This window comes from Salaquimonas pukyongi, from assembly GCF_001953055.1.
GTDB lineage: Bacteria > Pseudomonadota > Alphaproteobacteria > Rhizobiales > Rhizobiaceae > Salaquimonas > Salaquimonas pukyongi.
Window position 1 is genome coordinate 1,210,326 of the sequence record NZ_CP019044.1, and the last position, 15,117, is coordinate 1,225,442.

A 15,117-nucleotide genomic window follows, 5' to 3' on the forward strand; every position below is an offset into this window, starting at 1 on the left:
GCATGAACGCGCTGCTTGTCCTGGACCATGCAGGGGTCGCCGTCTTTGCTGCCACCGGTGCGCTTGCCGCCTCGCGAAAACAGCTTGATATTGTCGGCTTTGTATTTCTTGCCTCCGTCACCGGCATTGGCGGCGGCACGTTCCGCGATCTCGTTTTGGATCTGCCGGTTTTCTGGGTGCTCAATCCTGCTTATGTGCTGGTCTGTGCGGCTGTGGCCCTTTTGGTCTATGGCACGGCGCATCTGATGGAAAGCCGCTACCGGGTGCTGCTCTGGCTCGACTGTGTCGGGCTTGCCGCGTTCGGCGCCATGGGGGCTGCCAAGGGACTGGACGCCACGGGGTCGGCAACGCTTGCCATCATCACCGGCATGCTGACAGCCACCTTCGGCGGCATCCTGCGCGACCTGCTGGCCGGCGAACCTTCCGTGCTGCTGCGTTCTGAAATCTATGTTTCTGCTGCCATGGCGGGCGCCGCCGCCTATACGGTTTCGGTGGCAGCAGGCCTGCCCCAGGCACTCTCGCTGGCAATTGCCTTTGCCATCGCCTTCATCATACGGGGCGGCGCATTGCGCTTCGGCTGGACTTTGCCGCGCTACAAGCCGCGTGCCGGCCGCGACATCAGCGGTGGAGAGTAGGTCATGACCCAGACCGCCTTGCGGCCCGCTTCATAACCATTTGGTAACCATACCCAACGAGACTCGTTAACGAATCAAGTGCCCGCTGTCGCCAGTCTTTCAGCGGGTGCCGAATAATGGCGGATGTATGAGCGCAAACCTGATCAACCAACTGCTTCCGGCATTTCTGTTTGCCCTGTTCGCGCTCGGCTTTGCCGGATTCAGGCTCTACTATAGCAAGCTGCATTCGGCTGCGCTTTTTGCGCTCAGTTACGGCTTTGCGGCAGCCGCCTTCACGGCCGAAGCGCTGGTTGTGCCCATGCATGCGAGCTATCTGCGTTTTCTCGGCGACAGTTTTTACGTGGTGTCAGCCCTTCTCTTTCTCCAGGCCACAGCGGATTTTTATCATGTGCGGCTTCCCCTGATCCGGGCGTCTGGCGTGGCCGCCCTGGCGATTGTGGCGGATGCGTATTTCCGCTTTGCCGAGCCGGATGTGGTTGCCCGCATTCACATCATTACCCTGGCCAGCGCCACATACCTGCTCATGTCTGCTGCCACCATCTGGCCGAAACGGCTGTGGAAAATCGACCACGTGCTGGCCTGGCTTCTGGTGATCTTTGCCCTCATGCTGGTTGCCAACAGCGTTCTGACCCACCGCGTTCACGGCGAAAGCCTGACGGTGGAGAACCTGCATCTTTCCGTCTACATGGCAGCCGTCAACCTGCTGGTTTCAGTCATCTCTCCCGCCATCGCCGTGGCGCTGTTCATCTCCTACGGCATCGTCGTTATCCGCGATCTGGAAAACCAGTCGATGACCGACCCTCTGTCGGGCCTGTTGAACCGAAGGGGGTTTGAAAGCCGTGCCGGCGAACTGCTTGAAAAAGCCGGCCGCAACGGACAGCGCGTTTCAATGATCATCGCTGATCTCGACAGTTTCAAGGACATCAACGACCGCGCGGGACACTTGGCAGGCGATGCAGTGGTCCGGGCCTTTGCCGGTTATATTTCAAGCGGCATCGGGCGAAAGGGGCTCGCCGGGCGTATTGGCGGGGACGAGTTCTGCATTCTGTTGCCGAAAGCCAATGAAAGTGCGGCAATCTTTGTCGCCCAGAAACTGCGCACCCAAATGGCCAACTGGCAGCCGGACAGGCCCGATACCGGTGTTACGGCCACCGTCAGCATGGGGGTCGCAGAGGGGAGGCTGGGCGAGAGCCTTGAACGCGTATTCGGACGCGCTGATGCCGCCCTGTTTCTCGCCAAGAAAAGCGGCCGCAATCAGGTCATGGCGGCATCGGGAAAGGGGTTCCCTGAAATCACAGGGCGCGCTCAGGCATCGCCGGATATCGGCGAAAGCGCCGCCGGCAAGGCGGCATAGCCGCGAAAGCGGATCCTTCCTTCAAGCCTTGCACCGTCAAGAAGGCGGTATGCCGGATAGCGCTCCAAAAAACGGCTGATGGCGATGCGTCCCTCCAGCCGTGCCAGTTGAAAACCAACGCACAGATGGGGCCCGCCGGCAAAGGCAAGGTGCTTGTTCGGCTTGCGTGTCAGATCAAGGCGGTTCGGATCGTCGAAAACCGCCGGGTCGCGGTTTGCAGCACCAATGCACAAATGCAGATTGGTTCCCACGGGGATTTCTGTTCCGCCAAATACCACCTCACAGGTCGTCAGCCGGTTTCCGAACTGGTTTGGTGACAAAAACCGCAGAAACTCGTCGACGGCGGTGCCAATGAGGCCGGGATCGTCCAGCAAGGCCTGTTTTTGATCGGGAAACGCCTGTAATGCGGCAAGGGCATTGCCGATCAGATTAGTGGTGGTCTCATGGCCGGCATTGAGAATGAAAATGCAGTTCTGCAGCAGCTCCAGTTCCGATAGTTCATCGCCTTCGGCAAGGATCAGCCGCGTCAGCACATCCGTCTCCGGATCGCCCATCTTGGCACGCCGCCGTGCCACAAGGTCTTCAAGATAGACCTTGAAATCCCGCACCGCCTCATTGCCGCGCTTTTCCTGCTCGGCGGAAAGCGACGGTTCCAGCGCACCAAGGATCGCCAGCGACCAGTCGCGCAGCGGCCCGCGTTCGGCCATGGGCATGTCAAACAGGTTGCCGATGATCTGGATGGGAATGCGGGAGGCGAAATCGGTTATCAGGTCGACGCTTTGCCTTCCCGCCATTTCCTCCAGCAGGTGGTCGATGGTGGCCACAAGGCCAGGTTCCATCGCGGCGATGGCCCGTGCATTGAGCGCACCGACCATCACCTTGCGGACACGGGTATGCAGCGGCGGGTCGTTGAACACCAGCGAGGTGGTGTGATGTTCGAACAACAGGCTGCCCGTTCCGTATTTCGGTCCGAAGGTAGACTTCTTGTCGGAGGAAAACCGCTCCGTATCCTTGTAGACCGCATCGAGGTCCGCATAACGCGAAAGGATGTAGCTGCCGTCGGGCTGTTTGAGCACCGGCGCGTGTTCCAGCATCGCCGCATAAAACGGAAATGGGTCGGCAATGAACGCCTCCGGCGGGCAGGTCAGGTCGAAGGAGAGGATGTTGCCGTAGGGTTCTTGAGTTGAATGCATGTTTGCTGTTAATATTCTAGGTTATTGTGGGAGGTTTTGGTGGGGGAATTCCAAGATTCTTCTGACAAGTGTTTGTGTGATTACTATACGCACATGGCATTTGTCGTGTTTGTTTTATCAGCCTTCGCCGCGCTGGCGGCAGCGACGCCTGTAGGCGCTGACTTTTTCGGTTGGCTGGTTTCGGGCGCCAACCACGAAATTGTTCGTTCCTATGCTCTGGTTCTCGCTGGTGCAGTGGGAATTGCCATCGCCATTTGGCGGGCAGTAACTGCTGATCGTAACCACGAACTGGAGGAAAGGAAATGGGCATTGCAGCGTTTCAAGGAAGGCGTTGAAATGTTGGTTCACGATCAGCCGCAAGTCACCATGGCGGGTATTTATTTCCTTACCACTTTGGCTGAAACCCGGCCTGATGAATACTCCGAACCAGTGTATGAAATCCTTTCGGATTTGGAATAACTGACCATCTGGCTTAGATTCCTTACTTGAAAGCCCTGCGGAAAGGGAAAGGTGAGAGCGACATGCCATCTGGAAATAGAAAGCCAAGGAAGCTGCAAGGCCGGAATAAGGTTTCAGCCAGCGCCAAGGATACTCAGTCCTTGAATCAATTACTGACCAAACTTGGTGTGAAGCGCGCGGAAATCGGAGAGAACGAACGCAAATTGGCCCGCAAGCAAAGCCTCAGACTTGCGCTCAATCCCAAAACTGCCCGTTACCTTAGGCACAAGCAATTGGTGGAAGCTGCCCGCAGGTTGGGCTTCGAGGTTGATGATTCAGATTCGACAGCGAAAATCCGCAAAATGCTTGTCGAGGAAGCTGCCAGGCTGGAGCAAAGCGAAACCGACGATTTATTGGACCGTGCACGCTAACCGTAGCAAGCACCACGGTTTTTAACCGGCCACACGGGTAATCGCGGCCCCTTGATCCTCGCCTATCAAATCACCTATATGCGCAGCACACATAAGCCGCAGTATGAGCGGCGCTTCCGATCAACCACCCGCGCTCGTAGGCGGGACTGGATAGGAGACAGAACATGCCCTCCATTACGCTCACCTTTCCTGATGGCAACAAGAAGGAATTTCCCGCCGGCATCACCGGTGGAGAGGTTGCTGGTTCGATTGCCAAATCGCTTGCCAAGAAATCCGTCGCCTATGCTCTCAACGGCGAATTGCGCGATCTTGCCGATCCGATCGAGGCCGATGGCACGATTGAACTCGTCACCCGGGGCGATGAAAAGGCGCTGGAACTGATCCGCCATGACGCGGCCCATGTGATGGCAGAGGCCGTGCAGGAGTTGTGGCCGGGCACCCAGGTTACCATTGGCCCGGTGATCGAAAACGGCTTCTACTACGATTTTGCCCGCAACGAGCCCTTCACGCCGGAAGACCTGCCGGTGATCGAAAAGAAAATGCGGGAGATCATTGCCCGCAACGAGCCCTTCACCAAGGAAGTGTGGAGCCGCGACGAGGCGAAGAAGTTCTTTGCCGCAAAAGGCGAGAACTACAAGGTCGAACTGGTCGATGCGATCCCTGAAGACCAGGACCTGAAAATCTACAAGCAGGGTGAATGGCTCGACCTGTGCCGCGGCCCGCACATGCGCTCGACCGGCGATATCGGCAATGCCTTCAAGCTGATGAACGTTGCCGGGGCTTACTGGCGCGGCGATGCTTCCAACGCCATGCTGACGCGCATCTACGGCACCGCCTGGGCCGATGAAAAGCAGTTAAAGCACTATCTTCATGTGCTTGAGGAGGCGCAAAAGCGCGACCACCGCAAGCTTGGCCGCGAGATGGACCTGTTTCACTTTCAGGAGGAGGGCCCGGGCGTCGTCTTCTGGCATGCCAAGGGCTGGCGCGTTTTCCAGGGCCTGGTTTCCTATATGCGCCGCCAGCTCGACGGGGTCTATGAGGAGGTCAACGCCCCGCAAGTGCTCGACAAGGCGCTGTGGGAAACCTCCGGTCACTGGGGCTGGTACAATGAGAACATGTTCGCGGTAAAATCCGCCCATGCCTTCATCAACGACAAGGACGAGGAAGCCGATCACCGCGTCTTTGCCCTGAAACCGATGAACTGCCCCGGCCACGTGCAGATCTTCAAGCACGGGCTGAAATCCTATCGCGACATGCCGGTGCGGCTGGCCGAATTCGGCAATGTTCACCGCTACGAGCCGTCCGGCGCCCTGCACGGGCTGATGCGCGTGCGCGGCTTTACCCAGGACGATGCCCATGTCTTCTGCACCGAGGATCAGCTCGAAGCAGAAATCCTGCGCATCAACGATCTGATGATGAAGGTTTATGCCGATTTCGGCTTTGAGGAAGTCGAGGTAAAGCTCGCCACGCGGCCCGAAAAGCGTGTCGGTTCCGATGCTTCCTGGGATCATGCCGAGGACATTTTGCGCCGGGTGCTGGAGAAAATGGCATCAGAATCCGGCGGCCGCATCAAGACCGGTGTTAATGAAGGCGAGGGCACGTTTTACGGGCCTAAATTCGAATACACGCTGAAGGATGCCATTGGCCGCGAATGGCAGATCGGCACGACCCAGGTCGACTTCAACCTGCCGGAGCGTTTCAACGCCTTTTATATCGACGACAAGTCGGAAAAGCGCCAGCCGGTGATGATCCACCGCGCCATCTGCGGCTCCATGGAGCGCTTTTTGGGCATCCTGATCGAAAACTGCGCCGGCCACTTTCCGCTCTGGCTGTCGCCGGTGCAGGCAGTGGTGGCAACGATCACCTCCGATGCCGACGATTATGCACACAAAGCGGTGGCGAAGCTGCGAAAGGCCGGGCTCATTGCGCAGGCCGATACCCGCAACGAGAAGATCAACTACAAGGTGCGCGAACACTCGCTTTCCAAGGTACCGGTCATTCTCGTTGTCGGCAATCGCGAGGCCGAGGAGGGCACCGTCTCCATGCGCCGGCTCGGCTCCAAGGACAGCAAGTCGATGCCCCTTGATGAGGCGATTGCCATGCTGGCCGAAGAAGCAACTCCGCCGGATTTGCGGGACGTCTGACCCGTGAAAGCAGCGATCTTCCGTGAGTTTTCCGGGCCGCTCAATGTCGAGGAGATCGACACACCGGCGTGCCCGCCAAACGGCGTGATCGTCAAGGTGGAAGCCTGTGGCGTGTGCCGCTCTGACGTTCATGCCTGGCAGGGCGTGGACCCGGACGTTTCACCGCCCCATGTACCGGGCCACGAATTCGCAGGCATTGTGGAGGAGGCAGGGCCGGACTGTACCCGCTACCGCAAGGGCGACCGCGTCACGGCGCCGTTCATTCTGGCCTGCGGCGAATGCCATGAATGCCTCGGCGGCGATCCGACCGTTTGCGACCATCAGCATGTTCTGGGCTTTTCGGGCCACGGCGCCTTCGCCCAATACTGTGCAGTCCCCCATGCGGATTTCAACCTGGTTCGCCTGCCTGATGCCATCGGCTTTGTCGAGGCGGCGGGCATGGGCTGCAGGGTTTCGACGGCGTTTCGCGGCATCGTCGACCGGGCAAAGCTGCAGCCGGGAGAGACCATGGTGGTGCATGGCTGCGGCGGGGTGGGTCTGTCCGCCATCATGATCGGCGCGGCGATGGGCGCAAAGGTGATTGCCGTCGATATTGACGAAGCCGCCCTGAAACTGGCCACCGGTATGGGCGCAAGCGAAACCCTGAACGCGTCGTCCATTGACGATGTCGGTAACGCGGTCCGCGAACGGACTGGCGGTGGGGCCCATGTTTCCATCGAGGGATTGGGGGTAACCGCTACCTTTCATAATTCGGTTCGCAGCCTGCGCAAACTCGGCCGCCACGTGCAGATCGGCATGCCCGTGGGTGCTCACGCCAATCCCGTGGTGCCGCTGCTTGAAACCGTCTATTCGCGCCAAATCCAGATCATGGGAACACGCGGCATCGCCGCCAGGCGTTTTCCCGCCATGCTGACCATGGTGGAGAGCGGGAAGATCGACCCGGCACGCCTCATCAAGCGGGCGGTTGCCTTGAACAAGGCAGGCGAAGCCCTGGCTGAGCTGGAACGATTTGCCAGCCCGGGCGTCACGGTAATCGACCAATTTGACGCGTAAGGCGGGCATGGTGTGACGGATGTCACTTGACTTGCCGCAGCAGGATTGGAAAACAGGACAGATCGTTGGGGCGATAATTGCGCCTGCCTGATGGCAGGCCAATACACTTGGCCAATTTACTTGGCCAGTTTACTTGGAGTGTGCCCCACATGCTGACCCGCATCGTTCTTGCTGTTTTCCTTTCCCTGTTTGCCATCACTTCGCTTGCCCGCGCCGCCGATGAAAACGTCATCGTCGTGCTCGATGCTTCCGGCTCCATGTGGGGCCGTATCGATGACAAGCCGAAAATCCAGATTGCCCGCGAGGTAATGGACCAGGTGCTGGGCGATCTCGACGGCAAGGCCGAGATCGGCATCATGACCTATGGCCACCGCAAGAAGGGCGATTGCGGAGATATCGAAACACTGATCCCGGTCGGCAAGGTCGAGCGCGCCCGCTACATGGAAAAGATCAACGCGCTCAATCCCAAGGGCAAGACGCCGATCACTGCGGCGGTAAGGAAGGCAGCAGAGGAACTGCGCTTTACCGAGGAAAAGGCAACCGTCATTCTGGTGTCCGACGGGCTTGAGACCTGCGATGCGGATCCGTGCGCCCTTGCTTCCGAGCTTGAAAGCGCCGGCATCGATTTCACCGCCCATGTGGTCGGCTTCGATCTGAAGGACGAGGATACCGCCAGCCTGCAATGCCTGGCCACCACGACGGGCGGCAAATATCTGGCGGCCGAAAGCGCCGACCAGCTCGGCGAGGCCATCGGAACAGTGGTTGCTGCTGCCCCCGAACCTGAGCCTGAACCCGAACCAAAGCCCGAACCTGAGCCTGCCACCGGACCCGGCAATGTGAAGATAACGGTACGGCTGGCAGAAGGAAGCGAACCCCTTAAGGGAGCTTATCTGCGATTTTATGAAACCGACGATGCCGGTGCCAAGGGAAAAGAAGCGGGCCAGGGAGCAGCGCGTCACACCTTTGAGTTGGCGCCGGGCAAATATCTTGTCAGCACCAAGGTGGGCGCGGCGCCGGGTTCAACCGTCGTTGATGTGGAAGCTGCCGCCGCGCTGGAGGCCGATATCATCCTCAATGCGGGCCTGCTGTCGGTAAAGGCAACGGAAAAGGAGGGCGGGGAGCCAAACCCCAAAGCCTATATCTATGTCCATGAGCCGGAAGAAAAGGCCGATGGCAGCCGTGACCGGATCACCGGCGCCAATCAGCGCCAATTGTTCACCCTGCCGACAGGTCGCTACTATGCCACCGCGACCCTCGGCGAAACCACCAAGGGCACAGAGGTCGAGATAAAGCCGGGCGAACGCACCGATGTCACCCTGGTGCTGGGGGCAGGCGTGCTCAAGGTCGATGTGCTGGCGATGGAAGGCGGCAAGCCGCTTGATGATGGTTACATCCATGTCTACGAGCCGGAAATGTCGGCCGACGGCAAGCGCAAGAAGGTGGCAAACGGCAACCAGCGCACCCAGTTTTCCATTCCCGCCGGCACCTATTACGTCACCGGCCAGGTAGGCAAGGCAGTGGCCGGGCGCGAGATTGAGGTCAAGCCGGGCGAGCGCACAGAAGCTTCCATCATCATCGACATGGGCATGTTGCAGGCATCGGCCATTCCCGCTGAGGGCGGCAAGCCGTTCAAGGATGCCTATATCACCGTCTACGAGGCTGAAAAGGCACTGGATGGCTCTCGCAACCGCGTAGAGGGCGGCAATCAGCGCAACCGCTTTGCCCTGCCGGCTGGCAAGTATGTCGTCCATGCCAAGATGGACAATGCGACCGCCGAAGCAGAGGTGGAAGTCAAGGCCGGCAGCCTGGCCGAACCGGTGCTGAACCTTCAGGCCGGCGCACTGCTGGTTGACGCTTCCAAAGAGGTGTATGTGTCGGTCTTCGAGGCGGAGAAGAGCCTCGACGGCACCCGGACCCATGTTGATTCTTTCCGGCCCAACGGCAAGCCCGTCATCATTCCGGCCGGAAAATACGTTCTATCCGGCAAGACCGGCGACAAGGTGGCCGAGGCGGAGGTGGAAGTCACCGCCGGCAAGCTGACGGAAGTCAAGCTGGCGCCATAGGCTGTATCGACATTTAGGTTTCGGACGCGGCGCGAGACGGATTTCGTCTCTGGCAAGGCGAAAATTTCGCCGTGGTGTGGCCCCACCACAAGGGGTTTTCAACGATGCCAGGGGCAAAATCCGCCGCGTTCTAGAAGAATACGGCGAAAATTGCCCACTTCGGCGTCGCGGAACCTCGAAAGGATACCGACCGGTCATCGGTCCCGCTCCTGGAATTGAACGATTTTCCCCCATACCGCGCTCCAAATCCTAAATGTCGATACAGCCTAGGCCATGGTCTGGCGAACGTCGCCGCACATCCTGGTTTTGCGGCGGACCGGTCCAAGGCGCGGCAGCTTGTCATCGCGGTGACATGGAAAACGGGCATGGCAGGTGCCAGTTGCATCTGACTGGGCCAAGCCATGCCGCGCATCAAGCTTTCCGCCATTCCAGGTTTTGCTATCAAACACCGGCGTTTTCCCGAACTGACCTATGCCTGCGCCAATGATCCGGGCTGGAAACGCTGGTTTATTGCCCGTGTGGAAACCCTTTCCGGCCGCGGCTTTTTCGCCAGACGCTACAATATCTGGCGTGCGGCGATCAGCGCCGGCAAACCGGCCATGGGCAGCATGCTCGACTTGCTGGATATCAAGCTCACGGTAAATGGCCGTCTGCCGGAGCCTGGAGAGCTGCCGGACGCACCACTGGTGATTGTTGCCAACCATCCATTTGGTATTGGCGATGGTGTCGCCATTCTTTCACTGGCTGAACGCATGGGCCGCCCTTTCCGGGTTCTGATCAACAACGAATTGATGAAAGTTCCCGAAATCGCCCCTTATGCCCTGCCGATTTCATTTGCGGAAACACGGGAGGCGACCCGGCTCAATCTGGAGACCCGGCGTGAGGCGATCCGCCTGCTCAATGAAGGCGTAACGATCATTGCTTTTCCTGGCGGCGGCGTCGCCACTGCCAGAAAGGGGTTTGGCAAGGCCGAGGACCTGCCTTGGAAACGTTTTCCCGCCCGTCTCATTCAGGCAGCCAATGCATCGGTCCTGCCGGTCTTTTTTGAAGGGCAGTGCGGCAGGAGCTTTCAACTTGCCAGCCGTATCAGCCTGACCCTGCGCACGGCACTGCTGATTCGCGAATTCCGCCGCCTGGCAGGCCGGGAAATTCGCGCCCATGTGGGCGATGTTCTTTCTGCACCGGAATTGGCAAGAATTGGCTGCCGTCAGGAGCTTACCCGTCATCTCCACGACACTGTGTTCTCGCTGGCACCGGCTGCCCGCAAACGAGTGCTTTCAATGCGGCGTCGTCCGCTGCTTTCGGCAAAAAGAGCCGAGCCCCCAATGGATGACAGCATCGCGGCCTGAGTGCAGCTGCATTGAGGGCAGGTGCAGCCCAGAGCCTATGCTCCCGTCAGAACTTCCACATCCTGGTTGACGCCCGGGCGCACCTCGAAATCCTGGGAAAAGATGCGGTCGCCGTTCTTGGCGATCGCTGTATAGACGCCCTCCGACAGCACCATGCGCGGAAAGGCGGAGGTCGATTCGGTAATCAGGTCGCCGGAAACGTTGAGCACGGACCACTGGGTGTCGGCCAGCGCATCGCCGCCGGTCGTCCGCACCAGCTTGAGCGTGATGCGCGCAGCGCGGTGTTTGAGTCTGGCCTTTGTGAGTTTTCCCGCGGTAACGCGGATATCAGCCCGCACTTCGGCATTGAGCGTGCCGTATTGTGAAACCACGTGATAGGTACCCTGCTGAAAGGGGATGATCTGGCCTGGCAGCGCACGGCTCGCAATCAGCTTGCGCTCGCCGCGTTCATCGGCCTGGTCTTCGTATATGTCGAAACGCAGCAGATTGTCGGGAATAGGGGTGTCGTCGCCGGCCACCGCGCTAAGCTCCATGCCACCGGCATTGAGGATGAAATATTCCTCATTGCTGTCCGCATTGACCTCGATCTTGCGGATGGCGCTGGCATGGCCATAGGCCGTATGCACCAGGTATTCACCCGCCGACATGTTGAAGGAGCGGCTGCCGCCGGTGGCATTGGCCAGCAGCGGCAATTGCCCGTCGGCACCGATCTTGGGGCCGAAGACGCGCCATTCAAGCCCTTCCTCGACGGGAATGCTGTCGGGTGTCAGCTGTGCCACAAAGGTGACCCGGTAGGTTTCATCCTGGGCGCTGGCGGAGAAGGCCAGCACCAAAAAGGCGCAGAACGCAACAGCGGGAAACAGCAGGATTCGTACCGGGGTGTTCATGATGGCTGGTATTACATAAAACGGGCAGGCAGCGCTATGGCAGAACGAGCAATCCCGGCACCGCGCCGGTTTCGCGCAGGAATGCCACCAGTTCGATGATCGGGATACAGCCGGTAAACACGATGATATCCCACGCCGAGCGCAGCAGCGTGTGCTGGGTGTAGTTCAGATGATCACCATAATATGGAACGATGGCTGGCTTAATCGACGGAATGAAGGCCGGTACCAATCGCCGGTACTGCTCGCGAAAATCACGCATATGACCACTGACGGCAGGTTGATCTTTTTCAAGCATGGCATCGCCGGCATCAACCCAGTACTTCAAGGCTGCAAGACATCCCAGGAACATGAACACGCCAAGCAGGATGGACTCATACATGAAACCGATGCCCAGCATGCCGAGCGCGAAAAAGAACTCCATTGGATGCGCAAGGTAACGGAACGGTCCCTGAACGGCGATTTGCCCGTTCCTGCCGGCCTCCATGGCAAGAATTGTCCAAAAACGCCCGACGACCATGGCCATCAACACCATGATACCGGCAGCTTCCAGCAACTCGCGCACAGCGTGGTCGTCCGGCAGGCCGGGGCCTGTTGTGACGCCAAGTACGGCAACCACCAGCCAGACCGGTGCCGCCTTGAATGCCAGGAAGCGTCCGGCAGAGAATCGATAGGAAGAGGCAGGAAGGCTCATTGCACTATTCTCCGGGAATTCCCGCAAGCACGGCATGAAACTTCCACTTTCAATATGGCAAAAATGGGTTTGACGGTCTGTTGACCCTGCCATGGGGTGGACGGTCGGATGACAATCTGCAAAAGGCTGTCCGGTCGCAGCTATATGGGCAAACAGGAATGCAGACGAAAAACACAACGGTTCTCGACTTCATGCGCACGCGCCGCTCGGTTCCCGCCAAGACGATGGGCGGGCCGGGGCCGGATGAAGCGGAAATCCTGGACATGGCGAAGATCGCCTCGCGCATACCCGACCACGGCAAAATCGCGCCCTGGCGCTTCATTCATTACTCCGAAGACGCAAAGCTGCGGCTGGACAAGCGCATCCATGAGCGGGCCCGGGAAAAATATCCGGACCTTTCAGGCGAAGCGCTGCAGATCGAGGCCGGGCGGATGGCCCGTTCCCCCACGGTGATCGGACTGATTTCCGCTGCCGTCGATCATCCCAAAATTCCGCGCTGGGAGCAGGAACTTTCCAGCGGTGCAGCGGGTCTTGCCTGGCTGATTGCAGCCAACGCCCATGGCTATGATGCCCAGTGGCTGACCGAGTGGATTGCCTTCGACGAAGTGCTTTCTGCCGAACTGGGCTGCCGGGAAGGGGAGAAAATCGCCGGGTTTATTCATATCGGTACCAGGACAGCGCCCAAAACCGAGCGCGACCGCCCGGATATTGAAACCATTTTCACCAGGATGGACTGAAACCATGTTCTACGACGCGGTTCTGGAAGATCACGGCCTTGCCCACAGCCCGTTCAAGGCGCTGGTTGCACCGCGCCCGATCGGCTGGATTTCGACCTGTTCGCCCGAAGGCGTAAACAATCTTGCCCCCTACAGCTTTTTCAACGCCGTCTCCTCCCGTCCGGACATGGTGATGTTCTCCTCTGCCGGCAGAAAGGACTCCCTTGCCAATATCGAGGCGAGTGGAGAATTCGTTTGCAATTACGCAGGCGCAGATCTGGCAGACGCCATGAACGCCACTTCTGCGCCGGCCCCGGCGCAAATATCGGAATTCGAACTCGCGCAGCTACAGGCCGAACAGAGCACGCTGGTTTCCGCTCCCCGCGTAAGGGGCGTCGCGGCGGCGCTTGAATGCCGCGCCACGGAAATTGTGGAATTGAAGGATGTTCACGGTGCATCCGCAGACCATTTCATGGTGATCGGCCAGGTACTCGGTATCTATATTGACGATGCCTACATCAAGGACGGCCGTTTCGATGTGAAAAAGGCTGCTCCGATTACCCGGCTGGGTTATATGGACTATGCCCGTTTGGGCGATCTGTTCGAGATGCGCCGGCCCGGCTGACCGGCACGAGCTGCCTTCCAATGGTTAACGAAACCTTCGTTTCCATGGTGAACCGAACGTTAATCCTTTTGCGCTTACAATGACTTGGCTCGCAGCAGATATGGCCGTGGGGTCCAGCCGGCCTGCAGCAAAATGCAGTTCAGTAAAGGTACGGAGTACGCATTTGTTGATCATTGAAAAACTTGTCGGCTGGATGGACACAGCGCCCGCCGACAAGCGCGCCAGGGCAGCCAGCGCACTGGTTCGCGCCTGGCAGGTCGCCGATCTTTCACCCGAGCAGCGCGAAAGCGCGGAAGCGGCAATGACATGCATGCTGGACGATCCTGATGAGGAGGTCCGCCTGTCGCTTTCAACAGCGCTCGCCGAAGCAATCGATCCGCCGCGCCATCTTGTCCTTGCGCTTGCAGAAGACAGCCCAGAAATATCCCTGCCGGTGCTTGCCCACAGCACGGTTCTGGTCGATGGGGAACTGGTTCATCTGATCGAAAACGGCACTGAGGAACAACAGGCGGCAATCGCCCGCCGTGCGGTGGTGAATGAGCGTATCGGCGCGACACTTGCCAGCCACGGCTGCAAGTTTGCCTGCCTGATCATGCTGACCAATCCGGCGGCCCGCCTCACCGAGGACAGTTTTTACACCCTGGCCGAACGTTTCGGCGATTGCTCCCATGCACGCCAATGCCTGTTTGCCCGGCCTGATATTGGCATGCGCGCGCGCACCCTTTTGATCGAGAAATATGCGGCCTGTCTTGCCGAGGATGAAGATCTTGATCATCCCGCGCGCGAACTTGAAACCGCAGAGATTGCCGAGAAGGCCATCATCACCTACGCGGCTGAACTGGGGGACAGTGAAAACCGCCAGATTGTCGAGGCGCTGATCGGCCGCCAGAAACTGACCACGGCATTCTTGCTGCGGGCGATCTGCATGGGCAATCTGACCCTTTATTGCCATGCCCTCTCGGTTCTTTCCGGTCAGGCGCCGGATCGGGTGGAGCGTATTTTGAAGGATCAGCGGGCAAACGCCTTCCGCGCCATTTATGAAAAAGCCGGACTGCCTGCTTCAGCAGAACCGGTGTTTTTTGCAGCGCTTGCAAGCTGGAGCCATCACCTTGGCAATGGGGCTGCTGCGGATGCTTCCAGACTGCCCTACCGGGTCACCCGGGAGGTGCTGGCCGGATATGAGGGCAGGCGGGATGCGGTGGTCGACGAGCTTTTGATCCTGTTGCGGCGCATTTGCACCGATTTTGCCCGCGAATCAGCACGCAGCAAGGTCAGCGAACTGGCCCTGCGCCACGAACAGGCCATGGCATTGCCCCAACCGGAAGAGGCCGTTGAGGAACTAGAACCTGAACAGCTGATGGAATTTGCCGAAAACCTTGCCGAAGAACTGGCCGAACTGGCCCTGGAGGACAAATACAGCCTTGGCGAGGCACGCCAGCGCCTTGATGCGGCCAATGGAGGCCAGTCGTCCATTGGCGGACCTTCCAGCCTGTTGGAGCAGGGGCTTGCTGGCGATCTTGAACGGGCAGCATGATCCG

General features: G+C 59.1%; 14 protein-coding genes. 11 read left to right on the forward strand and 3 right to left on the reverse strand.

Annotated elements, in window-relative coordinates; all coding sequences use genetic code 11:
- The first annotated feature begins 2 nt into the window (after positions 1-2).
- Both BVL55_RS05860 and BVL55_RS05865 read left to right on the forward strand, forming a co-directional pair.
- Complete coding sequence (locus tag BVL55_RS05860) at positions 3-635, forward strand: trimeric intracellular cation channel family protein (protein ID WP_075996119.1); 633 nt, start codon at positions 3-5, stop codon at positions 633-635.
- A gap of 127 nt (positions 636-762) precedes the next feature.
- Complete coding sequence (locus BVL55_RS05865; protein ID WP_075996120.1) at positions 763-1,989, forward strand: GGDEF domain-containing protein; 1,227 nt, start codon at positions 763-765, stop codon at positions 1,987-1,989.
- On the opposite strand, the gene BVL55_RS05870 is transcribed toward BVL55_RS05865, so the two are convergent.
- A complete protein-coding gene (locus BVL55_RS05870) occupies positions 1,941-3,182 on the reverse strand; it encodes a cytochrome P450 (protein WP_075996121.1) in 1,242 nt (413 codons plus the stop codon). The genes BVL55_RS05865 and BVL55_RS05870 overlap by 49 nt on opposite strands.
- 39 nt (positions 3,183-3,221) lie before the next feature.
- Between BVL55_RS05870 and BVL55_RS05875 the strand changes: the two genes are divergently transcribed.
- The 6 genes from BVL55_RS05875 to BVL55_RS05900 all read left to right on the forward strand — a co-directional run bounded on the left by BVL55_RS05875 (position 3,222) and on the right by BVL55_RS05900 (position 10,660).
- Positions 3,222-3,641, forward strand: a complete 420-nt coding sequence (locus tag BVL55_RS05875) for a hypothetical protein (RefSeq protein ID WP_075996122.1) — start codon at positions 3,222-3,224, stop codon at positions 3,639-3,641.
- 62 nt (positions 3,642-3,703) lie between these two features.
- A complete protein-coding gene (locus BVL55_RS05880) occupies positions 3,704-4,051 on the forward strand; it encodes a hypothetical protein (protein WP_156892439.1) in 348 nt (115 codons plus the stop codon).
- Between the two features lie 164 nt (positions 4,052-4,215).
- Positions 4,216-6,195, forward strand: a complete 1,980-nt coding sequence (gene thrS, locus BVL55_RS05885; RefSeq protein WP_075996124.1) for a threonine--tRNA ligase — start codon at positions 4,216-4,218, stop codon at positions 6,193-6,195.
- 3 nt (positions 6,196-6,198) lie between these two features.
- A complete protein-coding gene (locus tag BVL55_RS05890) occupies positions 6,199-7,248 on the forward strand; it encodes a zinc-dependent alcohol dehydrogenase family protein (RefSeq protein ID WP_075996125.1) in 1,050 nt (349 codons plus the stop codon).
- A 149-nt stretch (positions 7,249-7,397) separates the two neighbouring features.
- Complete coding sequence (locus BVL55_RS05895) at positions 7,398-9,311, forward strand: vWA domain-containing protein (RefSeq protein ID WP_075996126.1); 1,914 nt, start codon at positions 7,398-7,400, stop codon at positions 9,309-9,311.
- Between the two features lie 401 nt (positions 9,312-9,712).
- The gene (locus tag BVL55_RS05900) at positions 9,713-10,660 is read left to right on the forward strand and encodes a lysophospholipid acyltransferase family protein (protein WP_075996127.1); all 948 of its coding nucleotides are present in this window, start codon (positions 9,713-9,715) and stop codon (positions 10,658-10,660) included.
- Between the two features lie 35 nt (positions 10,661-10,695).
- On the opposite strand, the gene BVL55_RS05905 is transcribed toward BVL55_RS05900, so the two are convergent.
- The gene (locus BVL55_RS05905; protein ID WP_075996128.1) at positions 10,696-11,547 is read right to left on the reverse strand and encodes a hypothetical protein; all 852 of its coding nucleotides are present in this window, start codon (positions 11,545-11,547) and stop codon (positions 10,696-10,698) included.
- Positions 11,548-11,581: 34 nt separating this feature from the next.
- Positions 11,582-12,238, reverse strand: coding sequence for a methyltransferase (locus BVL55_RS05910; protein ID WP_075996129.1), 657 nt, complete (start codon positions 12,236-12,238; stop codon positions 11,582-11,584).
- A gap of 158 nt (positions 12,239-12,396) precedes the next feature.
- On the opposite strand from BVL55_RS05910, the gene BVL55_RS05915 reads away from it, so the two are divergent.
- The 3 genes from BVL55_RS05915 (at position 12,397) to BVL55_RS05925 (ending at position 15,113) form a co-directional block, all read left to right on the forward strand.
- Positions 12,397-12,975 carry a nitroreductase family protein gene (locus tag BVL55_RS05915; RefSeq protein ID WP_075996130.1) on the forward strand — a complete coding sequence of 193 codons (579 nt, stop codon included), beginning with the start codon at positions 12,397-12,399 and terminating at the stop codon, positions 12,973-12,975.
- 4 nt (positions 12,976-12,979) lie between these two features.
- The gene (locus BVL55_RS05920) at positions 12,980-13,579 is read left to right on the forward strand and encodes a flavin reductase family protein (protein ID WP_075996131.1); all 600 of its coding nucleotides are present in this window, start codon (positions 12,980-12,982) and stop codon (positions 13,577-13,579) included.
- A 163-nt stretch (positions 13,580-13,742) separates the two neighbouring features.
- Positions 13,743-15,113, forward strand: a complete 1,371-nt coding sequence (locus BVL55_RS05925) for a DUF2336 domain-containing protein (RefSeq protein WP_075996132.1) — start codon at positions 13,743-13,745, stop codon at positions 15,111-15,113.
- Positions 15,114-15,117: the final 4 nt, after the last annotated feature.

Excerpts from the sequence above, each read along its gene's own strand:
- BVL55_RS05905 (WP_075996128.1), bottom strand. The coding sequence starts at position 11,547 with ATGAACACCCCGGTACGAATCCTGCTGTTTCCCGCTGTTGCGTTCTGC.
- BVL55_RS05895 (WP_075996126.1), top strand. The coding sequence starts at position 7,398 with ATGCTGACCCGCATCGTTCTTGCTGTTTTCCTTTCCCTGTTTGCCATC.
- BVL55_RS05870 (WP_075996121.1), bottom strand. The coding sequence starts at position 3,182 with ATGCATTCAACTCAAGAACCCTACGGCAACATCCTCTCCTTCGACCTG.
- BVL55_RS05880 (WP_156892439.1), top strand. The coding sequence starts at position 3,704 with ATGCCATCTGGAAATAGAAAGCCAAGGAAGCTGCAAGGCCGGAATAAG.
- BVL55_RS05915 (WP_075996130.1), top strand. The coding sequence starts at position 12,397 with ATGCAGACGAAAAACACAACGGTTCTCGACTTCATGCGCACGCGCCGC.
- thrS (WP_075996124.1), top strand. The coding sequence starts at position 4,216 with ATGCCCTCCATTACGCTCACCTTTCCTGATGGCAACAAGAAGGAATTT.
- BVL55_RS05900 (WP_075996127.1), top strand. The coding sequence starts at position 9,713 with ATGCCGCGCATCAAGCTTTCCGCCATTCCAGGTTTTGCTATCAAACAC.
- BVL55_RS05865 (WP_075996120.1), top strand. The coding sequence starts at position 763 with ATGAGCGCAAACCTGATCAACCAACTGCTTCCGGCATTTCTGTTTGCC.
- BVL55_RS05920 (WP_075996131.1), top strand. The coding sequence starts at position 12,980 with ATGTTCTACGACGCGGTTCTGGAAGATCACGGCCTTGCCCACAGCCCG.
- BVL55_RS05910 (WP_075996129.1), bottom strand. The coding sequence starts at position 12,238 with ATGAGCCTTCCTGCCTCTTCCTATCGATTCTCTGCCGGACGCTTCCTG.
- BVL55_RS05860 (WP_075996119.1), top strand. The coding sequence starts at position 3 with ATGAACGCGCTGCTTGTCCTGGACCATGCAGGGGTCGCCGTCTTTGCT.